This window comes from Succinivibrio faecicola (assembly GCF_019448115.1).
Taxonomy (GTDB): domain Bacteria; phylum Pseudomonadota; class Gammaproteobacteria; order Enterobacterales; family Succinivibrionaceae; genus Succinivibrio; species Succinivibrio faecicola.
On sequence record NZ_JAGFNY010000002.1, the window covers coordinates 84,742 to 108,089 of the forward strand.

The window sequence follows — 23,348 nt, forward strand, 5'->3', positions numbered from 1 at the left end:
AGAACGTGTCATATTCAGATCTAAACGAATTTAAATTTTCCAGTGATTTCTCCAGGTTTGTCAAAGCAATTGCCTACCTGTGTGCATTGCTATGTACACTTGGTATTCTGTTTATTGTCTTAGGTTCATTCAGAATTTCAAGCTATGCATTTAAGACCTATGAAAGCATTGAAAAGGTTCCTTATAATCGTGTAGGTCTGCTATTTGGCACTTCTCCACTTAATTCTGACGGTGAAACAAACGAGTATTTCTCATACCGCATTATGGCAGCATCACAGCTGTTTAAAGCTGGTAAAATCGACTATATTCTAGTATCAGGAGATAATCAGCACCCTTCCTACAATGAGCCAAGACTAATGAGGAAGGCTCTTGTAAAGGCTGGAGTTCCAGCTGAAAGAATTGTTTTTGATTTTGCAGGCATCAGAACTTTAGATAGCGTTGTAAGAGCAAGAAAAGTTTTTCTTCAAAAATCAATAACATTTATTTCTCAGGATTTCCAGAATGAAAGAGCGCTGTTCATAGCTGATAAATACGATCTAAAGGCTGTCGGTTTCAATGCAATCTCTCCTGAAAGATCATTCATCAGCCGTATCGGTATTAGAGAATTCTTCGCTCGTATTATGTGTGTTCTTGATGTATACATATTAGATACTCAGCCAAAATTCCTGGGTGACCCTGTAAAAATTGGAAAAAGCTCCCTGCCAAAGAAGTTATCAAGCAAGCCTGTAAAGCAGACATCACCTATCAAAAAAATTTCAGATAATGCTCAAGTGCTTGCAATTCAAAAAAGAATCGCTGTATATGAACCACTTGCAAAGAAAACTACTGATTCAAAGAGGATCTTAAAGGCAGCATTAAGCATCAATAACACTGATGTAGCTCCTGCGAATGAAATAGTTAATCCAGAAGTAAGCATTGCAGACAGCATGCTCTCAACTCAGCAAAATGAGCTCTTATCATCTCAAAAGGACGAAGCCCTTGATGAAGCTCAAAAGCAGGCTGAAGAAAGCATTTCTGTAAGAGAATAAGGAAGATAGATGCTCCTTTTCAGGAGCATTTTATTTATAGTTTCTGACTAAAATTTCATCAACTACACCTCTTTTTGAAGCCACAGAATTTACTCGTCTGTTAGCCTTAACAATAGTCTTCTTGTAATCCTTATAAAGATCAACAATAAAAGGTGTTGCTGAATTTGAAAGAAGGAATTTATGTCCTTTATCAGTTAATCTGTCGCAGAATTCTTTAAGTTTAATCTGCATGTCCTTATTAAATCCACCATTAGAATAATTTGTAAATGATGCTGATGCAGAAACAGGATCATATGGAGGATCAAGATAAATAAAACTATTTTCCTTAAGATATGGTTCAACATCCTCAAAAGAGCCGTTTATGATGGAAATATTACCATCATTCAGCATCCTGCTTACCATCATAATTCTCTGAGAATTTACAACATAAGGATGAGATGATTTACCATAGGGAGAATTGAAGAATCCTTTTTTAGTAACGCGGTAAAGACCGTTAAAACAGACTCTATTTAAATAGTATGTACGTGCTGCTTTATCGATGTTTGAAAGTTTACTGAATGATTCAGGATCTCTATCTAAATTTCTTATTGAATAAAAAAATTCTTCTGAATCTGTATACGAAAGTAGCTTCTGAATAAGAGGTTCTGGTGAATCTTTAACTACATTGTAAAAATTGATGAGCTCAGAATTTATATCGCATACTACAGCATTTTTGGGCTGTAAATGAAAAAATAAAGCACCGCCACCTAAAAAAGGTTCAACGTAGAAGTCGAAACTTTTTGGCATAACCTTAAGTAAAGATGGTAATAACTGTCTTTTACCACCAACCCATTTGAGCAAAGGCTGTACTTGTTCTTTCATAGTTCATCAGTTATAAAAAAAACGGAGAATAATCTCCGTTTTTATAAGATTATGAGAAAAAATTATTTCTCAGGTACGATTGAAACAACAACCTTAACCTTAACATCAGGGTGAAGCTGGATTTCGATGTCATACTGGCCAACGGAACGTAATACGCCGTCTGGAAGACGAACTTCTGACTTGTGTACTTCTACACCTGCTTCAGTAGCTGCCTCTGCGATATCACGGGTACCAACAGAACCGAATAACTTACCTTCGTCACCAGCCTGAGCTGCGATCTCTAATGTAGCAACCTCAGCTAACTTAGCTGCACGATCCTGAGCTGCTTTTAACTCTGCAGCAATCTTTGCTTCGTACTGAGCACGCTCAGCTTCGAACTTAGCTAAGTTCTCTTTAGTTGCAAGAACAGCTTTCTTTAAAGGTAACAGGTAGTTACGAGCATAGCCGTTACGTACTTTAACCTTGTCACCTAGACCGCCTAAACGGCCAATTTTGTCTAATAGAATAACTTCCATTGTAAGCTCCTAATTAGCGGCTTTGTAGGTCGGTGTAAGGTAATAAAGCTAAGAAGCGAGCACGCTTAATAGCAGTTGCAAGCTGACGCTGATACTTAGCACTTGTGCCAGTAATGCGGCTTGGAACGATCTTACCTGACTCAGTAACATAGTTCTTTAAAAGAGCTACATCCTTGTAGTCGATCTCTGTAACGCCTTCTGCAGTGAAACGGCAGAACTTACGACGGTGATAATAATGAGCCATGTTATTTCTCCTTACTCAGCATCGGTTTCCTGAGCAGGAACTTCAAAATTCTCTGCTTCAGCTTTCTGTGAGTGTTCATCATCACGTGAACGACGGTCATCGCGAGCCTTCATCATAGGTGACTGCTCGGTAACTGGCTCGTTTGTACGGATAACTAAGTTACGGATAACGGCATCATTGAAACGGAAGTTGTTCTCGATTGAATCGATAACTTCCTGTTCAGCCTCAACGTTCATTAAAACGTAGGTTGCCTTGTGAACTTTCTGAATTGGATAAGCTAACTGACGACGGCCCCAATTCTCTAAACGGTGAACCTTGCCACCTGACTTTTCGATCTCGCCCTTATAGCGCTCGATCATGCCTGGAACCTGATCTGTCTGATCTGGGTGTACCAGGAAAACGATTTCGTAGTTACGCATTAAAATGCCCCTTACGGTAAAAGTCTGACAATATCAGTCAAATTATCAGACAAGGAGACGAATGTAGATAAAATCTACACGACTGAGTTCGTGTTATTATACACTTTTTGTGATGTTTTTCAAGAAAAAAAATTTTTGATGCGTTTTTTGAGGATGAAATTATAAAAAATTCTCCATAATAATATGTAATCATGGAGAATCTTCAGAACAACAAATAAGATATTATTTGTCATTAACAAATTTATTCAAATGAGAATCTTCTTACATACTCATAAAGAGCAATACCGGCTGCAACAGAAACGTTCAATGATTCTACGCCCTGAGACATAGGTATCTTTACAAGAGCATCACACTTCTCTCTTGTAAGATGTCTCATGCCAGCTTCTTCAGATCCCATTACAATTGCTGTACGTTTCTGAAGATCATAATCATAGATTGATTTGTCTGTTTCACCTGCAAGACCAATTACTTCAACATTGAATTCTTTTAGAAGTTCAAGTGTTCTTGAAAGATTTGTTACTGCAACAAACGGAACATGCTCTGCAGCACCATCAGCAGTCTTTCTTGCAACAGGAGTCATTGAAGCTGATTTATCCTTTGGAACAATAACAGCCTTTACACCTGCAGCCCATGCACTTCTCATTGCAGCACCAAGATTTCTTGGATCAGTAACGCCATCAAGGATCAAGAACAGCATGTTCTCATCCTGGGTATTCTCTAAAAGCTCTTCTAAGAAATGTTCATCCTTTGGTGGAGTTGCTACAAGCTCTAAAACAATGCCCTGATGAACACCGCCATCAGTCTTTTCATCAAGAAAATGACGCATTGCAGTCTGAACTCTGATTCCGATAGACTCAAGCATTTTTTCAATCTGAATGATTCGCTTGTCTTCTCTTCCTTTAACAATCCAAGCTGCTGTAATTTTCTCAGGAGAAGCTTCGATTGCGGACATTACAGTATTAATTCCGTATACGATCTCTCTTGATTTGCTTTTTTTCTCTTTTACGTACATAAATGCTTTTACCTAAAATTAAGATTTCTTTTTTATTTTTCTTTCTACAAGATCAGTTTCAACAGCATCTCTTGTATTTGAAATATCCTTGATGCGATTTAGAATTTCCTCTTTGTCAGCAGCTTTCTTCTTTGATACTAGCTTTGCGCGCTCATCAAAGATCTTTTCTTTCATTTTTTTCAGTGCTTTATGCTGTTTTGCATTTATCTCTTCAGGAAGCAGATCAACCTTATGCTCCTCAAGATCAACTCCTGCAACAACAACCGATATCTCATCACCAACGCAATAGGTTTTAAATGGGGAACTAAGAGTCTGATTTTTATCATTGTACTGCATATAGTATGGCATATTTCCCACATAAATCATACCATCTACGCATAAATCGTCCAGGTGAACAAATACGCCAAAACGTGAGCAGCCTGTAATGGTACCCTTTACGGTTTCTCCAATAAAGTTCAGTGCATAAATACAAGCTAATGCTGCATCAACTTCCTTTTCAGCTGTATCAGATGCTATTTCTCTTTGTGTACATTTTGAACCAAGAGCGACAAGTTCTGCCTTTGTATACGATCTCTGGCCCATTTTACCAATATCCATATGGCACTCTTTTGCAAGGATATATTTGATTACACGATGAAGCTGCAAATCAGCATAACGTCTGATTGGAGATGTAAAGTGAGCATACTTTTCAAGAGCAAGTCCAAAGTGACCAATATTTTCAGGAGAATACTCAGCCTTTGCCATTGCTCTTAAAATCATCTCATTGATAACCTTTCCATCCTCTCTGTTTTCTATTAGAGTTGTAAGTTTCTGAATATCCTTTGGAGTTGGAGATTCTCCACCTGGAATTGTAAGACCATATCTAGCAAGCTGTCCTTTGAGCATTTCAAGCTTCTTTTCTGGCATCTTTGCATGATCACGATATAAAGTCTGATAACCATGCTCTGCAACAAAGCTTGCAGCTGCAACGTTTGCAGCAATCATACACTCTTCGATAAGCTTATGAGCATCATTTCTGACAACAGGCTCTACTCCCTGTATTTCAAGATTCTCATCAAAAATGAAGTGCATTTCCTGGCTTTCAACAGAGATACCACCACGTCTTGTTCTATCCTTTATAAATGCCTTATAAAGATTGTACAGCTCCTTTACATCCTGTACCTGTGCCTGATGATCATCATTTAATGCTTCACCCTTTTCAATCATATGCCAAGCTTCAGTATAGGTCAGTCTTGCATGTGATCTCATAACTGCAGGATAGAATTTGTATTTCTCTATTTTTCCATTTGGAGAAATTTCCATTTCACATGTCATACAGCATCTGTCTACATTTGGATTAAGAGAACATATGCCGTTTGACAGTTTTTCAGGAAGCATTGGAATTACATAGTTTGGAAAATACGAGCTGTTGCATCTGTTAGAAGCTTCCTTATCAAGTAAGGAGGCTGGTCTTACATAGTACGATACATCTGCAATGCTGACATAAAGTCTGTAGTTTTTGCCTTCTTTCTTGCAGTAAACAGCATCATCAAAATCTCTTGCATCCTCACCATCGATTGTAACAAGAGGGAGTTTTCTTAAATCTACTCGACCATACAGATCGTCCTTACCTACATTATCAGGAATTTTATTTAAGGAGCGAATCAAATTATCTGGCCAAACATTTGGGATCTCATTTCGTAAAACTGCCATCACGATAATATTATTGAGATTACCTATATCGTGAACAACTTCTCTTACTTTTACAGAACAGCAACGAGCATTAATTCTCTTTTTGATTTCACAGATAACCACGTCACCTGAGCGGGCACCGCTAAGATCCTGCTTTGAATCAAGAGTAAAAACAAAGCCTTCAAGCTCTTTTTCGTCAGCCTTAATAGTTCCAAGATTACTATCTGGCATAAATCTGCCAAGTACTGACTGCCTAACTTTTGTAATTTTGTCTACATAGGCTTTATTTGAGAACTTCACACTTGAAACTAGAACTTCATCTTTTGGCAAAAGCATAAGATCTGAAATCAGTGTATATTCCTTGCCCTCATCATCCTCAACAAAGTAAAAGTAATTAATATTTCTTTTTTCGTAATTAGAAAAATCTCTAACTGTTGCACTGAATGTCTGAGTTTTTACCTTTACTTTTGCAGTAAACTGCTGAATATAACTTTTTGCAACATAGATTTTAGAATGAATATTTACAAGTGAGCCTGACTCTACAAGTGAATCTAATGTAGAGTTAATCTGCTCTGATGAAATCTTTGAAAAATCATTAAAACCTACAGAGCAGAAAAAATGATTAGCCATCGCAAGATCCGATGGCTTTGAAAAATCAAGTTCATATATTGTTGCTACGACAAAAAGTGCTACAGAAAATTCTTTGCTTATGTCACCTTTAGGAGCAATTTTACTCTTTAGTAGTTTGCTTATTTCATTTTTTAAATTTTCTTTCATAAAGCTTTTGCCTATATTGATTCTTTCTTGAGTGTCTTACTGATAAGTATAGTTGTTATTTGAAATATTAGCTTGAAAACAAAGCTATTACATACGTTTTTTTATATTATGTTTTACAAAAATAATTCAAGTACATCATTTAACATGATGCGACCAAAGGTCGTTAGATAAAAACCACTGTCAGTGAATTCTAACAGTCCTTTTTGTGCAGCCTTTAAAAGCTTTTCTTTTACACAGTCAAATTTAAGACCAGTGGTTTTTTCAAATTCTGAAAATTCAATGAAATCAAATACTCTCAAACGATTTAACATGAATTCAAAAGGAAGATCATCTGCTAAAACCAAATTCATGTTATCCAAATTTGAATCATGATCTTTAAAGTAATCCAAAACTCTCTGCTCGTTTGCTCTTCTGTATACTGTATTATCAAGTGTAAGCTTAGAATGGGCCCCTGCTCCTATTCCAAGATAATCATTAAAAAGCCAGTAGTTTAGATTATGAACACAGCGGCGACCTTTAGTAAAAGCTGAAACTTCATAATGTTCAAAACCTGAACTTTCAAGAAATTCAAATCCTTTAAACTCTATCTGAGCCATCAGATCTTCATCTAGAAGTTCTGGTGGATTATCTCCAAAAGCAGTCCCCTCCTCAATTGTCAGTTCATAAAAACTGATATGAGTTGCACCTGATTCAACGGCTTTTTTCAGATCATCTAAAGCCATTTGCTCTGTCTGCTCTGGTAAAGAGTGCATCAAATCAATATTGAAATTTTCAAAACCTGCCTCTTTAATATAATCAACAGCTTTTAATGCGGTATAACCGTCATGAATTCTGTTTAAAACTTTAAGAGAACCATCATTAAAACTTTGTACTCCAAGGCTGATTCTGTTAATACCCATTTGCCTTAAATTAGATAACTGTATGGCACTGACTGTTCCAGGATTTGCCTCTGTTGACACTTCACAGTCATCTAAAAGGTAAGGTTTTATTCTTTTGAGAATTTTTTCAAAACATCTTTCAGGAAATAGTGTAGGTGTTCCTCCACCAAAATAAACAGATGAAAATTTTCTGCCATCTAGCTTATCTATATATCTGTCAAACTCACTGACAAGATAATTAGCATAAGTATCATCAATTGCTGTATCAGAACTTTTCTTATACGAATTAAAATCGCAGTAAGGACATTTTCTGATACAGTATGGATAGTGAATATAAAGACTAATAGGAAGCATTATCTGCTCATATGCTCAAGTTTGTAAACCAGAGACTGAAGAGCTCTTCCCCTGTGTGATATGAGATTTTTAATCTGAGGTGGAAGCTGTGCTGCGGTGCAGTTTCTATTTGTCACTACAAACAGAGGATCATACCCAAAACCACCTGAGCCTACTTCCTCAAAACCGATGTTTCCATCCCATGAACAAAGAACAGTCAGAGGAACTGGATCATCATAAGAGCGAACCAAAGCAAGAGCACAGCAGTAGCGGGCTGTTCTTTTCTCAAAAGGAACATTCTTTAACTCTTCAAGAAGCTTCTTATTACAGCCCTTTTCATCTCCGTGGACACCTGAGTATCTTGCTGAATATATACCAGGAGCACCGTTTAGTGCATCCACACAGATACCAGAATCATCTGCAAGAGCCCACTGATTTGAGTATTTTGCAGCATTTCTCGCTTTGATAATCGCATTTTCAATAAAACTTAAACCATCCTCATTAGCCTCAGGCACATTAAATTCTTTTTGCAGAACCACATTGTAACCAAGAGGCTCTAACAGTGCCTTAAATTCGCGGGCTTTACCCTGATTTGAAGATGCCAACACTATCTGTCTGTTCATATCTGTTGCTTTTTTCTCAATTTCTTTATATTAAGTCTTTCTACAGCTTCTCTTGCAGCATCACCTATTGCACTTTCGGCTGATAAATGAAAATATTCATAGGATGCAAGCATTTCAACTGTCATGGAATTTTCCATAGCCAATGCTAAAAACTGCGCTATCTTATCACCTTTATATGCACAAATCTCAGCACCAAGTATTTTATGTGTCTTTATAGATGTATAAATGCTTAAAATTCCACCATCCTCTCTTAGACCTCTAAAATGTCCCTGAGAAAGTCGGCTTTCTGTTGTAATAAACAGATCACCTGTCTTTTTTGCATACTCTCTCATTTGATCAAGAGTATTTCCGACAATTGCAAGAACAGGATCTGTATGAACTATTTCAAGTCTAACCGGTTCTTTCTTTTCAGTTAAATTTGGATAAGTAGAAGCATTTAGGCCTGCCTGCTTACCTTCTGCAATTGCAACAGAAGATAGATGATGATCATGGCATACGTCGCCTGCAGCAAAAATATTAGGTACAGACGTCTGAAGAGTTTTTGGATCACATTTAATGCAGCCAGTAAAATCCATCTTCACACCAATCTTCTGCAGATTCATACCAGAAACATTTGGAATTCTGTCAGTTGCAGCTACGACAGAATCCATATGAAGATAGTTTTCATAGCTTCTGCCGTCAATATAGTAGATAACATATCCATCTTCATCATTTTCCATTGAAGTGATATATGTATCAACATACAGATTAAATCTTGATGAAAGCATCTGATGTGCAGTAGTAAGTACGGCATCATCAGTTAAAAACCACAGTTTTCTCTGACCGAATACTACAACATCTACCCCCAGATAGGATAATGCCTGACCTAATTCCAATCCGACTTTAGAACTTCCAAAAATTGCAACTGAACTTGGTAGATTATCAAGTTCAAAAAATTCATTAGTTGTAAGAATATTCTTTAGTCTTGACTGTTCATATGTTACAAGTGGTGATGAACCTGTTGAAATAATAGCAGTTTCAAAAGTAATTAAAATTGAATTATCTACACTAAGAGTATGATCATCTACAAACGAGGCCTGTCCTCTTATACGTTTATTCTCAGGAATTCTGTACATAAAAGCCAGAACTTCTGCTGTAGCACGAGCTCTTACAGATCTAAGAGAACTCAGCACATTTGATGTATCATAGACAAGTTTTGAAGAAAAAGTAACTCCGCATTTAGACAGGTCGTCATAGGCATGCATTGCTTTACCAGCAGACATCAGAAGAGAGATCGGCAGCTCACCTGAACGCTGAGCTGTAGTACCTAAAGGACCTGTATCGACAATAATACAGGATTTTCCTCCTAAGGTAGCATGCTTATAGGCTTCAATGCCAGCAGTTCCTGCACCGATTACAACAGTATGACAGGATAGTTTTTTAATATCCATTGTATAGTCACTTAATTTTCCGCTAAAAATGCAGCTCTCTTTATTATAGAAGACATGCCGCAGCTGCTGATTGAATTTACATGATCATAAGAAAAAAAACTTTTATCTTTCCTAACTTGTTAAATTCTAACAGAGAAAATCTTAAAGTTTTGAGGTTGCATTCACTCATATTCTTTATTCGTATATTCTCGTTTTTCTATTTTATCCGATTTACTGTCAGATTCAACATTGCACACTCATCAATCAGATTCATAAAAAAAAGCCATACTAAAAAAGAATAAGATTGGACATATTTCATTTGGTATACTTTATCCTGTCTATTTATATGGAGTCACATATGCAGATAAGTGCTTTATCAAAATACAAAGGTTTTATATTCGATCTTGATGGAACACTGATTAATTCAATGCCCTATCATGCTAAAGCATGGAGACAGACCAGCAATGAGTACGGATTTGATATTGATGAACAACTGATATTTGACATGGGTGGAGCTTCAAGCCTTGATATTGCACTTCACCTAAAGAATATGGGAAATCCAGTTGATGATCCTAAAAGCTTTGTTGCAAGAAAAATTCAGATCTTCACTGAGCATATTGAAGAGCTTGAAGATTTCAAATCAATTCAGAGTATTCTTATTGATGCAAAGAAAAGAGGATGTAAGATAGCAATAGGTACTGGTACAAGAGAGCCTAATGCTCTGAAGATCCTTATCTTGAAAAATCTGATGTGCTATGTTGATGCTTTAGTTACATCAGAGCTGGTTGAAAAACACAAACCACACCCTGATACATTCTTGCTAGCTGCAAAGAAACTAGGTCTTAAAAATGATGAATGTGTTGTTTTTGAAGATGGACAGCTTGGTATTCTTGCAGCTATTAATGGTGGTTTTGACTGTGTTGAAGTATCACAGGACAGAATCAAAAACTTCTACGAAATTGACAGATAGAATTAGATAAGCCTGCATTGCAGGCTTTATTCTTTATAGAGATTCAGTTGTTCTTTCTGAATAGTGGAAATTTTCTGAAGATTTTCTGAAACCGTGATGAGGACGGTTTTCTGAATGAGATTCTGATTTCTTTATTGAAATAGTAGAAATCTTGTCCTTGTATATCATCTGTTCTATGCCGTTAGAATCAGTAATACTGATAGTAAACGCATCATGAGATGAAATAACACCTTCAAACTTTACGCCTGCTGTCAGGAAAATACTTACTGGCATTTTATTATCAGCAAGATACTGCAAAGCAGCATTCTGGCCTTTTCCCTGAACAAATGCAGTTACAAATCCCTTCTGTTTGTCATGACCACGATTGAATGGTCTTTTGCCTTTTGAATTCATTTTAGAAAAAGACCTATGAGGAGCAGCTCTGAAAGGACGCTTCTCTGATGAAAAATTATTATTAAATGATTCCACGATGAAACACTCATAAAAAGTTATTATTATCGTTTAATAGCTTATCACGAAAACAATAATCAACCTATAAAAATTTTAGAGTTTTGTGTCAGTTAGCAGGATTTTTTTTGAAGCGTTCTGAAATGGTGCCCAGAGACGGAATCGAACCGCCGACACGGGGATTTTCAATCCCCTGCTCTACCGACTGAGCTATCTGGGCAACGGCGTGTATTAAATCATATACAAGGTATTCAGTCAAGAAAAAATTTGTTTTTTTTCAAAATAAATACTTTCAATAAGAAACAATTAAGTGTGTTTTGTTTCTTAAATTTTTGAAAATCGCATATATATCGAATTGCAAAAAACAATTAGGCCAGAAACATAACGTTTCTGGCCTTGATGTCCTAATTAGAGATCATTAAATGAATCTTCCATGACATACTTTAAATTTCTTTCCAGAACCACAAGGGCAAGGATCATTTCTTCCAATATGCATATTTGCATACTGTTTAGCCTCATCTCTCATCTTCTGTTCTAAAGCCTGCTGTTCCTGAGCCTGCTTTACCTGCTCAATCTCTTCAGGTGTACGAACGCGTACTTGAATTCTGCATAGAATTGAAACTACCTGCAACTTGAGATTGTCAAGCATCTTTGAAAACAGATTGAATGACTGGATCTTGTATTCATTCTTTGGATTCTTCTGAGCATAGCCCTGAAGGCCGATACCCTGACGCATATAATCCATTGCTGCTAAATGCTCTTTCCACAAGGTATCAATGCACTGAAGCATAATCTGCTTTTCAAGATTTTTCTGATTCTCTTCACCGATTGCCTGGCACTTTTCCTTATAAAGTTCATGACCTAGAGAAATAATCTTTTCTCTTACGTCATTCTCAACAAGTTTTTCATCCGCTTCAAGCCACTTTGCTACAGGTGCATCAATATCGAATACAGACTTCAACTTATTTGTTAAACCTTCAATATCCCATGTTTCTGCAAGAGAATTTGGTGTAATGAATTCAGAAACTGTTGAATCAAGAACATCCTCAAAAATATTATGGATAGTATCTGAGATATCCTGACCATCTAAAAGAGAATTTCTCTCCTCATAGATAACCTTTCTCTGCTCGTTTGCTACATCATCATATTCTATTAGATTCTTACGGATATCAAAGTTTCTTGTCTCAACTTTTCTCTGAGCTGATTCAATAGCTCTTGTGATGAACTTATGCTCTAATGGCTGACCATCTGTCATACCCATTCTCTTCATAAAGTTCTTTAATCTTTCTGAACCAAACAGTTTCATCAGATTATCATCCATTGACAGATAGAATCTTGATGAACCAGGGTCACCCTGACGTCCTGCACGGCCTCTTAACTGATTATCGATACGTCTTGATTCATGTCTTTCAGAACCGATAATGTGAAGACCACCAGCAGCTAAAACCTCATCATGACGCTTCTGCCACTGAGCCTTACATTCATCAATCTGCTCTTTAGTAGGATTCTCGCCTAATGATGCAATATCAGCCTGCAGATTACCACCAAGAATAATATCAGTACCACGACCTGCCATATTTGTTGCAATTGTTACAGTACCAGGACGACCTGCCTGAGCAACAATATAAGCTTCTTTTTCATGGAACTTAGCATTTAAAACCTGATGAGCAATTCCTTTTTTCTTTAACAGATCGGATAGACGCTCTGAATTCTCAATTGAAATTGTACCAACCAGTACAGGTCTTCCTGCTGCAATTGTCTTTTTGATATCCTCAACAATTGCATTGTACTTATCTTCTTCGTTAAGGTAGATAAGATCGGCTTCATCCTTTCTTATCATTGGTCTGTTTGTAGGAAGAACTACTGTCTGAAGACCATAGATCTGCTGGAATTCATATGCCTCAGTATCTGCTGTACCGGTCATACCGGCAAGCTTCTTGTACATACGGAAATAATTCTGGAAAGTAATAGATGCTAATGTCTGGTTTTCTGAATTTACCTGTACACCTTCTTTTGCCTCAATTGCCTGATGAAGACCATCTGACCAGCGTCGGCCTTCCATCTTACGGCCGGTATGCTCATCAATAATCATGATCATGCCGTTTTCTACAACGTAATCTACATCTTTCTTGAATAAAGTATGAGCACGTAAAGCAGCCATTACATGGTGTAAAAGTGTAATATTCTCTGATGAGAACAGCTTGTCACCCTCTTTTAAAAGACCAGCCTTAACAAGATTCTCTTCAATCTTAATCTGACCACGTTCTGTCAAATAAGCCTGCTTTGCTTTAAGATCTAAGGTATAGTCGCCATCGCCTGTATAGGTTTCAGTATCTTCCTTTTCCTGATAAATAAGACCAGGAATCAGCTTATCAACAGCATTGTACAGACCAACAGCATTTTCTGCAGCACCTGAAATAATAAGAGGGGTTCTTGCCTCATCAATTAATACTGAGTCAACCTCATCAACAAGAGCATAATTAAGTTCTTTTTGAACCTTCTGCTCTTTTGTGTAGGCCATATTGTCGCGCAGATAGTCAAAACCGAATTCATTGTTTGTACCATAGGTTACATCGCAATTGTAGGCATCACGCTTTTCCTCAGGAGACATACCAGGAACATTTACCCCCACAGTCATACCCAGGAATGAATAGAATGGTCTAGACCACTCACTATCGCGGCGGGCAAGATAATCATTTACTGTAACGACATGAACGCCCTTACCTTCAAGAGCATTCAGATAGCAAGGCAATAAAGCAGTTAAAGTCTTACCTTCACCTGTTTTCATTTCGGCAATCTTATTTGCATTTAAAACAATGCCACCCATTAACTGAACATCAAATGGTCGGAGTCCTAAAGAACGCTTTGCAACTTCTCTTGCAATAGCGAATACTTCAGGAAGCATTGACTCAAGGGATTCTCCTTGAGAAATACGTCTCTTGAAATCAAGAGTGTACTGAGGAAACTCTTCGTCTTTTAAAGATAAATACTTTTCTTCTAATGAATTTATGGTTTTTACTATTTTAGTAAGCTTGCGGACAGTTCTCTGATTTGAGCTGCCGATGATTTTTGTAACAAGTGTGGTAACAAACATTTTTAAAACTTATATAACTGTTGATAAAAAACTAATTTGCTGATTATACATTAAAGAACAATCAAATACAGAACTATAAGTTTATATGTAGATGTGTGTAATGTTTTTCAAGAGAAAGGGTAAAAAAAAAGAACAGCCTTAACTGTTCTCATTATTTGGAGCGGGAAACGAGGTTCGAACTCGCGACCCTAACCATGGCAAGGTTATGCTCTACCAACTGAGCTATTCCCGCATCCGATGTGTGTCATTATATTGATTTTTTATTGAGTGTCAACACTTATTAAAAATTTTTTTATTTTTTTTATATTTCTAAATCAATAAGTTAAAAGAAAAATATAAAAATTCTTTTACAGTTTTTATAATAAACGGCTTATATATGCTTTTCATTAACAGTGCATAAATGTTCAATCAAATGCAAAAATAGATATTTCATTGATCACATAATTGAAATAAATTTTCTTAAAATCAAAAAAAATCATGTTTTGTACATCTGTACATAATTATCTTATTTTTCAAGTAATTATGTAAGAAAATGGCTTATTTTTCCTATTTTGCAACCAACAAAATTAAAAAATAAATGAATGTATTAGTAATGACTACTGTTTAAGTCAATAATTTTGTTAGTTTTTTAAATATAATTAAAGCAGATATTTAATGACATTCACGTCATCAAATATCTAAACAATTATTATAAAAAAAACTTAATCAAACAAACATAAGGAATTACTATGCATGCACTTCTCAGGTCTCTTTCAATAAGGCAGAAGATTGTAATCGGTTTCATTCTAATCATTATGACTACACTTACACTGGTTGGTTGGTCATTATGTTCACTGTCACAATCAAAAATTAAAGCAGAAGGCTATATTGAATTTTTAAATCAAAGATATGAAAGAACAAGGCGCTCAGCAGATGCCATTACAAAACTTCAGACTGTTTTAAAAGAAATTGCAACAAATCCAGCTGATGCAAATGACGCAAATATTGCAAAAATTACAGCAGCAGAAACAGAGCTTAAGGAAGCAACTGATGCTCTTCAGATGCCAAGATATCCAAAAGAAATTGGTGCTGTAAAGGAGAATGCAAAAGAATATATTTCATTAGTCAATACAAAATTCCTGCCATTATTAAATTCTGATTCTTCAGAAAAGAAGCACAAGTTAGTTGATCTTGTTTATGTTGACATGGCAAAAAGCTTTTTTGCCGTTACAGATTATATCACTATCGTAAACGGATATCAGATTAGAGAAACAAAATCTAAAATGTCCACTTTAACATCAAGTTCTACAAAATTTGTTCTTCTTGTCTTCACAGTCATCGAAATAGTTATTGCTGCATTCTTATCAGCATACATTCCAAATGTTATCGTAGGCCAGTTAAAAGGCATATCAAAGCATGCATTGGAGCTGGCAAAAGGCGATCTGACAAGAGAAATTTTCGTAAAACGACATGATGAATTCAAGCATCTAGTTGAAGATCTGGAACAAATGCGTCAGTCATGGCGTAAGAATATCGGCGATATTATTGAAATTACTAATACTGTCAGTGCTGCATTTGAAGGTATCGGGCAGTCAGCTGAAAAAATTAATACGACTGCATATGATAATCAGTCAAGGGCTGTAACTGTTGCTGCAGCATCAGAGCAGATGGTTTCAACTACAGCTGATATTGCAAAGAACTGTGAACAGGCATCAGCAACAGCTGAAGAGTCCTCAAATTCAACTACAAGAGGTACTCATGAGGTTCACGATATTATCGACAAACTTACAAGCCAGATCGAAAAGACAAAAGAAGATGCAAAACTTGTTCAGAAACTTGCAGATCAAGCTGTTAAGATCGGGACTATCGTTCAAACCATTGACGATATTGCCTCTCAGACAAACCTTCTTGCTTTAAATGCTGCAATTGAGGCTGCAAGAGCTGGTGAAGCTGGTAAGGGATTTGCTGTGGTAGCAGATGAAGTTCGTGCACTTGCATCAAGAACATCTTCATCTACGCAGGAAATCACAAAGATGGTTACACAGATTCAGACTGATGCCCGTGCTGCAGATGATGCTATGCAGTTATCAGTAAACAGCATGGATTCTCTTGCTAACGAAGCTAGTGGCATCGACACAATTCTGAACGAAATCAACGATACAGTAAGCACAGTTTCATCTCAGATTTCTCAGATTGCTACTGCTGCTGAAGAACAGACAGTAGCAACATCAGAAATATCTTCAAATATGAAGAATATTACGGATGACTCAAAGGTTCTTACCGATTCTATTGATTCAGTCAATAAAGAAATGCAAGACTCAAACGATCAGCTTGCAAAACTTATTGTTATGGTCAATACATTTAAGCTCTAATTCAAAATTTGTACATTCCTTTTGAGACCTTAACGTTCTGTTAAGGTCTTTTTTCTGTGATATATGTATATGTACTAGATTTATTTCACTTCAAAAGCGTGAAGAGTTTCAAAATTATCGGTTTTATATACCTTTTTTAACCTTTCACGTATATATGATTAAGAAAGATGGAACTTGCCGTCTAATAATAAAAATTCAAACTATAACATCGGACAGCACTATGAACTTTCTTGAAAATATATCTATAAAAAAGAAACTAATATTAAGCTATTCACTTCTTATTTTTGTTTCATTTGTCCTTGCATGGACATGTATTTCAAATATGCTATCTGTAAAGAGTGTAGCAGGATTTGTACATACCACTCTTCAAGAACGATATGGAAGAACAAGAGCTACTGCAGACTATGCTTTTGAAATTGTTGACGCAGTTGAAAAGATTATTGATGGCAACAATGTTGATGCTCAGCTACAAATGATTTCTCAGTTCGCACCCAAAATGAATGCGGCTCAAGAAAAACTGCAGATGACAAGATATCCAACTGAAATCGGTGCGGTAAAACAGGCTTCAAAGAAATTTTTATCATTCTTAAATAACGAGGTTATTCCAAACATTAAGGATCCTAAAAAATTTGCTTATGTATATAACAATAAAATGTTGCCTCAGTTTGTAATCATCCAGAAAAATATTGTTAAGGTTAACGGTTATCAGATTAATGCAACAAAAGCCTCTGTAGAAGGGCTTATCTCAAATGCACCTCTTATCACAGCAACGATTGTTACTCTACTTGAAATAGGTATTGCAATCTTCATTGTTTTCTCAATGCCAAAACTAATTGTCAGCAGCATAAACAAGGTAATAAAAATTGCAGAAAAGCTTGAAAATTGTCAGTTAGATGAAGAAATATCATTCAGACGAAAGGATGAGTTCAGACCTCTTCTTGTAGCATTTGAAAATATGAGAAGCTCATGGCATGCAAGCATTTCAAAGATTCACGGCATCACAAACAATATTCACGATACCATGAACAGAATTTACAATGAAACGCAGAACATGAGTAATGTTGCCCATGATAACGAATCTCACTCTATTACTGTTGCTGCAGCTTCAGAGGAAATGGTTTCAACTACAGCTGATATTGCAAAGAACTGTGAACATGCATCTCAAAGTGCTAATGAATCATCTGAGTGCACTGAAAACGGCATAATGCGAGTTGAACAAACAATTAATCTTTTAAACGATCAGATAGAAAAATCAAAAGACGACGCTAGACTTGTTAAAGAGCTTGCAACTCAGGCTGAGAAGATTGGAACAATTGTTCAGACAATTGATGATATTGCATCACAGACAAATCTTCTTGCTCTAAATGCTGCAATTGAGGCTGCAAGAGCTGGCGAGGCTGGAAAGGGATTTGCTGTTGTAGCAGATGAGGTAAGAGCATTAGCTTCAAGAACATCCAAGTCAACTTCAGAGATTACCAGCATGGTATTTCAGATTCAAAACGATGCAAGAAATGCTGATGAAGCTATGCAGGCATCCTCAAAAACAATGGATACAATTTCATCTGAGGCATCGGAACTTCATAATATCCTTCATGAAATTACACAGAGAGTTAATGAAGTAAATACCCAGATTTTGCAGATTTCAGCAGCAGCAGAACAACAGACAACTGCAACAGCTGAAATTTCATCAAATATGAAAAACATCACTGACGGTTCAAAAAATCTTGCATATGGTAATGCTTCAATCAATGAAAGCGTAGAAAACACAAATCAGAATGTAGCAGTTCTTACCGATATTGTTAATAAGTTCGTGATTTAAGATAAGATTTCTCTTAATTTTGCCTTCAAAGGATTAAACTTTGAAGGCTTTTTATTCAACTATTGAAGAAGACAAATATGTTGTGTTTTCTTGAAAGATATAAAATCGACTGTTAGAATGCAGTTAGTTAACAAAATAAAGGTATATATATGACATTTACAACTGCTCTTTTAAAAGTTGTCCAGTTTATTACCCCTTTTACTACACTGACATCTTTATCAGCAAAGCTGACAGATGTTCCTATGGGAAAATTCACACAGTTTTTAATCAGAAATTTCATTAAGACCTTCAATATTAATATGGAAGAGATCGCAAACAAGGATATTCTTTCATACAAAACATTCAATGAATTCTTTATTAGAAAACTATCAGAAGGTGAAAGACCTATTGATACTGAAGCTTTGGCAGTTTCACCTGTTGATGGAACAATAGGCCAGGCAGGCGCTATAAAAAACGGTCTTTTAATTCAGGCAAAAGGTCTTGATTATTCTCTTAAAGCTCTTGTTGGTGGTGACAAAGCTGACAGTAATTTCTTTGAAGATGGAAACTTTGCCTGTATCTATCTGTCACCTTCTAATTATCACAGAATTCATATGCCAATTGATGGCACACTAGTTAAGACAATACATGTTCCAGGAGAGCTCTTCCCTGTTGGTACAAGAAATATTTCAAACACCAAAAATCTTTATACAAGAAACGAAAGACTTGTATGTATCTTCCAGACTCAAATTGGCCATATAGCTGTAGTCATGGTAGGTGCAGCTCTTGTTGGCAGTATCTCTACAACCTGGGATGGTACTGTAGTAAGAAGGAAGGGTATTGAAGTTAAGGATTACTCAAAAGAGAATCTTCGTTATAAGAAAGGAGATGAAATCGGCTACTTCAAGTACGGCTCTACTGTTATTGTTCTTTGGGAAAAGGACGGTGGTGTTCTTCCACTGGATGTCGAACCAGGTCTTGCAGTAAAGATGGGGCGCTCTCTGATTATGGAAGATGCAGCTGAAAGCTCAAAAGATAACATCAAGCACTCTGATACTGATGATATGAATAACTAGACAGCTCTACTGACGAAATAAGGTCACATTTATTGTGACCCTTTTTGTATTCAAAAATAAAAAACTGCCCCTTCAATGCGTGATTTCATGCACAAATCTAGTAAAAAAAACTTAATTCTAAAATACTAGATTTATTTTTTTATTATTTTTCAACACGTTAATAAAAACTGACATTTAAAATTCTTAAAAAGAAATTTATTTTCAGCTATAATTAACGTGATTTTTTGCTTGCTATCCAAAGATACTGTGCATAATGCACATAATTTTTTTGGTTATTAGGAGATTCACGTGGAAAAATATCAAGCTGATGTTGCGATCGTGGGTGCTGGTGGTACTGGTCTTCGTGCAGCTATTGCTGTAGCACAGGCCGATCCAAAACTTCGTGTTGCACTCATTTCAAAAGTATATCCAATGCGTTCACACACTGTTGCTGCCGAAGGTGGTGCTGCAGGTGTAGTAAGAGATGATGATTCTTATCAGAAGCACTTTGAAGATACAGTTGCTGGTGGTGACTGGCTTTGTGAACAGGACGTTGTAGAACGTTTCGTTCGTCAGGCTCCAGAAGAATTATATCAGTTAGAGCACTGGGGCTGTCCTTGGAGCCGCAAGCCAGATGGCAATGTTAACGTTCGTCGTTTCGGTGGTATGAAGGTTCCTCGCACCTGGTTCGCAGCTGATAAGTCTGGTTTCCACATGTTACATACTCTATACCAGACATCAGTAAAATTCCCTTCAATTCAGCGCTTTGATGAGCACTTCGTTTTAGATCTTCTAGTTGAAGATGGCGAGTGCCGCGGTGTTGTTTGCTATGATCTTCAGAACGGTGTATTCCGTCAGATCAATGCTAAGGCAGTATTCTTAGCTACTGGTGGTGCAGGTCGTTGCTATCTGTTCAATACCAACGGTGGTATCGTTACCGGTGACGGTATGGCATTAGCTTATCGTCATGGCGTACCTTTACGTGATATGGAATTCGTTCAGTATCACCCAACCGGCTTATTAGGTTGCGGTCTGTTAATGACTGAAGGTTGTCGTGGTGAGGGTGGTGTTCTTTATAACAAGGACGGCTACCGTTACTTACAGGATTACGGTTTAGGCCCTGAGACTCCAGTTGGCCAGCCAAAGAACAAGTACATGGAATTAGGTCCACGTGATCGTCTGTCACAGGCTTTCTGGAACGAATCAAAGAAGGGTCGTACCATTAAGTACCCATTAGGTGAGGCTGTTCACTTAGACTTAACTCACTTAGGTGAAAAGTACTTACACGAGCGTCTACCATTAATCTGCGAATTAGCTCAGACTTACTCAGGTGTTGATCCTGTTAAGCAGCCAGTTCCAGTACGTCCTGTTGTTCACTATACAATGGGTGGTATTGAGACTGACGGCAATACCCAGACTCGTATGCCAGGTCTATATGCTGGTGGTGAGTGTGCTTCAGTAGGTATCCATGGTGCAAACCGTTTAGGTTCTAACTCATTAGTTGAGACCATCGTATTCGGTAAGATCGGTGGTGACGCTATGGCAGAAAGAGCACACCAGATTAAGGATCACGATTCAGCAGAGCTAGATCGTCAGGCTGAGGCAGCTCAGGCACGTGCACTTTCATTATTCGATGTTAAGGGCACTGAGTCATTATCTAAGATCCGTCATGAGATGGGTCAGACAATGGAAGAAGGCGTTGGTATCTATCGTGAAGAAGAATCAATGCAGAAGACCATTGACACCTTAAAGGAATTACAGAAGCGCGTTAAGAACGTTGGCTTAACCGACAGAGGTCGTGTATTCAATACTGAATGGATGAACTTAATCGAGTTAGGTTACACCCTAGACGTTGCTCAGTGTATGGTTCACTCAGCAATCAACCGTAAGGAATCACGTGGTTCACACCAGCGTTTAGATGGCCCTAACGGTGCATACAGACAGCGTGATGACGAAAACTTCTTAAAGCACTCACTAGCTTTCAAAGTTGCTGGTGCAGATGAGCCAGAAATTAAGTACAGCGATGTTAAGATCACAACCTTCCAGCCTGCTAAGCGTGTATACGGTGCTGAAGCAGAAGCTGCTGAAGCTGCAAGAAAGGCAAAGGAGGCTAAATAATGGAAGCAACTCAGAAGACTATGAAAGTTACTGTTCTTCGCTATCGCCCAGAGCAGGACAAAGAGCCTTGGGAACAGACCTTTGATGTTCCTTATCACAAGGACACCTCAGTATTAGAGGCTCTTTTCTACATCAAAGACAACTTTGAGCCAAGCCTATCTTTCCGTTGGTCATGCCGTATGGCTGTCTGCGGTTCATGTGGTATGATGGTTAATGGTGTTCCTCACTTAGCATGTAAGACCTTCTTACGTGACTACGAAGGCAAGTCAATGAAGATTGAGCCATTAGCAAACTTCCCAATCGAGCGTGATCTTGTTGTTGACTTAAGCGATCTGATTGAAAAGATTGAGCGCATCAAGCCTTACATCATTCCTGATGCTAAGAATGCTAACATGCCATTAAACAAGAACTTCAAGCAGACTCCTATGCAGATGGAAGCTTACTTACAGTTCGCTCAGTGTATCAACTGTGGTTGCTGTTATGCAGCATGTCCTCAGTACAAGCTAAATCCTAAGTTCATCGGCCCTGCAGCGTTAACATTATTATATCGTTACAATGTTGATAACCGTGACGCTGGTGCTAAGTTAAGAGCTCCTTTCCTAAATTCAGAGGAAGGTGCTTGGAGCTGTACTTTCGTTGGCTACTGCTCAGAAGTATGTCCAAAACACGTAGATCCTTCTTCAGCTATTCAGTTAGGTAAGAAGATGAGTGCTACTGATTACGTATTTAACATGATCAAACCGGAGCATTAATAATGAGCGAAGTTAAATCATATCGTAAGCCATACAACCCACCAGTAAAGAAAGCTACCTGGTGGCTTGAGAATCCATTCTATGTATTCTATATGGTTCGTGAAGCTACTGCTGTACTAGCATTATTTGCTGTTCTTGAGATCGTACTTGGTATCTTCTCATTAGCATTATGTGAGTACTCACAGGCTGCTACATTAACCGGCATTTCACCATACATCTGGTACTTACAGGACTTCCTGGGTAATCCAGTAGTTATGGGTTTAAATGTTGTAATTCTTGTTTCACAGCTATTCCATGCTGTAACTTGGTTCGCTCTTATGCCAAAAGCTGTTCGTGTATTCATGAACAAAAACTCAACCGAGTTATTACCAGAGTGGGTTACTAAAGCTGCATTATATGCAGGCTTAATTGGTGCTACCGTTGTAATCCTAGCTGTTGCTTACTTAACCAAATAAGGAGAATTTACAATGCGTCAGTTCTTACCAACCCGTTCAGATGAGCCAATGTACTGGTTATTATTTGGTGCAGGCGGTATGGTTGCATCAATGGTATTACCAGCAATCATGGTGGTTTTAATCGCTGCAGGTTATACCTCAGATGATTTAAACAGCGGCTTTTTAAACCTAAACCAGGTTCACAACATCTTCTCTAACTGGCTATTAAGCCTGATCGTTTTTGGTGTTGTATTCCTGTTATCATTCTATGCTCTGCACAGAATGCACCATTCTAGCCATGACTTTGGTATTCATTCAAAACTTACCTGGTACATCGCTTATGGTCTTGCAGCTGCAGTATCATTCGTATCATTAGGTTTACAGCTTTTAATGTACGTTAAATACTTCTAATTTAAGGTATTTAAATACTTGAAATATCGGGGGATTTTATCCCCCGATTATTTTTGATAACATTAATCAAAAATTAACATAAATCACAAAATTTTTCTGATATAATTTGCCGTGATTTTTAAACAACTATTCATCAACCTTAACTCCA

20 protein-coding genes and 2 tRNA genes are annotated in these 23,348 nt (G+C 37.2%); 9 read left to right on the forward strand and 13 right to left on the reverse strand.

Annotated elements, in window-relative coordinates; genetic code table 11:
• Positions 1–5 precede the first annotated feature (5 nt).
• Positions 6–1,028: a SanA/YdcF family protein gene (locus tag J5V48_RS01520; RefSeq protein WP_336244978.1), complete on the forward strand. Its 1,023-nt coding sequence runs from the start codon at positions 6–8 to the stop codon at positions 1,026–1,028.
• Positions 1,029–1,058: 30 nt separating this feature from the next.
• On the opposite strand, the gene J5V48_RS01525 is transcribed toward J5V48_RS01520, so the two are convergent.
• From J5V48_RS01525 to J5V48_RS01565, 9 genes are all read right to left on the reverse strand, one after another.
• A complete protein-coding gene (locus J5V48_RS01525) occupies positions 1,059–1,889 on the reverse strand; it encodes a DNA adenine methylase (RefSeq protein ID WP_219936239.1) in 831 nt (276 codons plus the stop codon).
• A gap of 62 nt (positions 1,890–1,951) precedes the next feature.
• Positions 1,952–2,404 (reverse strand): 50S ribosomal protein L9, encoded by a 453-nt coding sequence (gene rplI, locus J5V48_RS01530; RefSeq protein WP_219936241.1) that lies wholly within the window; start codon positions 2,402–2,404, stop codon positions 1,952–1,954.
• A 13-nt stretch (positions 2,405–2,417) separates the two neighbouring features.
• On the reverse strand, positions 2,418–2,648 hold the full coding sequence (gene rpsR / locus J5V48_RS01535) for a 30S ribosomal protein S18 (protein WP_021890783.1): 231 nt from the start codon (positions 2,646–2,648) through the stop codon (positions 2,418–2,420).
• An 11-nt stretch (positions 2,649–2,659) separates the two neighbouring features.
• Positions 2,660–3,067: a 30S ribosomal protein S6 gene (gene rpsF / locus J5V48_RS01540; protein WP_219936243.1), complete on the reverse strand. Its 408-nt coding sequence runs from the start codon at positions 3,065–3,067 to the stop codon at positions 2,660–2,662.
• 241 nt (positions 3,068–3,308) lie between these two features.
• Entirely contained in the window at positions 3,309–4,079 is a 771-nt protein-coding gene (gene rlmB, locus J5V48_RS01545; RefSeq protein WP_219936245.1) for a 23S rRNA (guanosine(2251)-2'-O)-methyltransferase RlmB, read from the reverse strand.
• Between the two features lie 18 nt (positions 4,080–4,097).
• Entirely contained in the window at positions 4,098–6,527 is a 2,430-nt protein-coding gene (gene rnr / locus J5V48_RS01550) for a ribonuclease R (RefSeq protein WP_219936248.1), read from the reverse strand.
• Positions 6,528–6,640: 113 nt separating this feature from the next.
• Positions 6,641–7,759 carry a radical SAM family heme chaperone HemW gene (gene hemW / locus J5V48_RS01555; RefSeq protein ID WP_219936250.1) on the reverse strand — a complete coding sequence of 373 codons (1,119 nt, stop codon included), beginning with the start codon at positions 7,757–7,759 and terminating at the stop codon, positions 6,641–6,643.
• Entirely contained in the window at positions 7,759–8,361 is a 603-nt protein-coding gene (gene rdgB, locus J5V48_RS01560; protein ID WP_219936252.1) for an RdgB/HAM1 family non-canonical purine NTP pyrophosphatase, read from the reverse strand. The genes hemW and rdgB overlap by 1 nt, the downstream gene beginning before the upstream one ends.
• Positions 8,358–9,791, reverse strand: coding sequence for an FAD-dependent oxidoreductase (locus tag J5V48_RS01565; RefSeq protein WP_219936254.1), 1,434 nt, complete (start codon positions 9,789–9,791; stop codon positions 8,358–8,360). Before J5V48_RS01565 ends, rdgB begins: the two co-directional genes overlap by 4 nt.
• Before the next feature lie 337 nt (positions 9,792–10,128).
• Here J5V48_RS01565 and J5V48_RS01570 point away from each other — a divergent pair, with 337 nt between their 5' ends.
• Positions 10,129–10,740: an HAD family hydrolase gene (locus J5V48_RS01570; RefSeq protein ID WP_219936256.1), complete on the forward strand. Its 612-nt coding sequence runs from the start codon at positions 10,129–10,131 to the stop codon at positions 10,738–10,740.
• Between the two features lie 33 nt (positions 10,741–10,773).
• Here the strand turns inward: J5V48_RS01570 and J5V48_RS01575 are convergent, their stop codons facing one another.
• The 4 genes from J5V48_RS01575 to J5V48_RS01590 form a co-directional block, all read right to left on the reverse strand.
• Positions 10,774–11,208, reverse strand: coding sequence for an RNA chaperone Hfq (locus J5V48_RS01575; RefSeq protein ID WP_219936258.1), 435 nt, complete (start codon positions 11,206–11,208; stop codon positions 10,774–10,776).
• A gap of 123 nt (positions 11,209–11,331) precedes the next feature.
• Positions 11,332–11,407 (reverse strand) — tRNA-Phe (locus J5V48_RS01580).
• 198 nt (positions 11,408–11,605) lie between these two features.
• Positions 11,606–14,281: a preprotein translocase subunit SecA gene (secA, locus tag J5V48_RS01585; RefSeq protein ID WP_219936260.1), complete on the reverse strand. Its 2,676-nt coding sequence runs from the start codon at positions 14,279–14,281 to the stop codon at positions 11,606–11,608.
• 156 nt (positions 14,282–14,437) lie between these two features.
• Positions 14,438–14,513, reverse strand: a tRNA-Gly gene (locus J5V48_RS01590).
• Between the two features lie 496 nt (positions 14,514–15,009).
• Between J5V48_RS01590 and J5V48_RS01595 the strand changes: the two genes are divergently transcribed.
• From J5V48_RS01595 to frdD, 7 genes are all read left to right on the forward strand, one after another.
• Complete coding sequence (locus J5V48_RS01595) at positions 15,010–16,632, forward strand: methyl-accepting chemotaxis protein (protein ID WP_219936262.1); 1,623 nt, start codon at positions 15,010–15,012, stop codon at positions 16,630–16,632.
• Between the two features lie 220 nt (positions 16,633–16,852).
• Positions 16,853–18,451, forward strand: coding sequence for a methyl-accepting chemotaxis protein (locus J5V48_RS01600; RefSeq protein ID WP_219936264.1), 1,599 nt, complete (start codon positions 16,853–16,855; stop codon positions 18,449–18,451).
• 149 nt (positions 18,452–18,600) lie between these two features.
• Complete coding sequence (gene asd, locus J5V48_RS01605) at positions 18,601–19,506, forward strand: archaetidylserine decarboxylase (RefSeq protein WP_219936266.1); 906 nt, start codon at positions 18,601–18,603, stop codon at positions 19,504–19,506.
• A 288-nt stretch (positions 19,507–19,794) separates the two neighbouring features.
• The gene (gene frdA, locus J5V48_RS01610; protein ID WP_219936268.1) at positions 19,795–21,603 is read left to right on the forward strand and encodes a fumarate reductase (quinol) flavoprotein subunit; all 1,809 of its coding nucleotides are present in this window, start codon (positions 19,795–19,797) and stop codon (positions 21,601–21,603) included.
• Positions 21,603–22,355: a succinate dehydrogenase/fumarate reductase iron-sulfur subunit gene (locus J5V48_RS01615; RefSeq protein WP_219936270.1), complete on the forward strand. Its 753-nt coding sequence runs from the start codon at positions 21,603–21,605 to the stop codon at positions 22,353–22,355. Before frdA ends, J5V48_RS01615 begins: the two co-directional genes overlap by 1 nt.
• A gap of 2 nt (positions 22,356–22,357) precedes the next feature.
• Entirely contained in the window at positions 22,358–22,810 is a 453-nt protein-coding gene (locus J5V48_RS01620; protein ID WP_219936272.1) for a fumarate reductase subunit C, read from the forward strand.
• 12 nt (positions 22,811–22,822) lie between these two features.
• Entirely contained in the window at positions 22,823–23,200 is a 378-nt protein-coding gene (gene frdD, locus J5V48_RS01625; RefSeq protein WP_219936274.1) for a fumarate reductase subunit FrdD, read from the forward strand.
• The last annotated feature ends 148 nt before the right edge of the window (positions 23,201–23,348 follow it).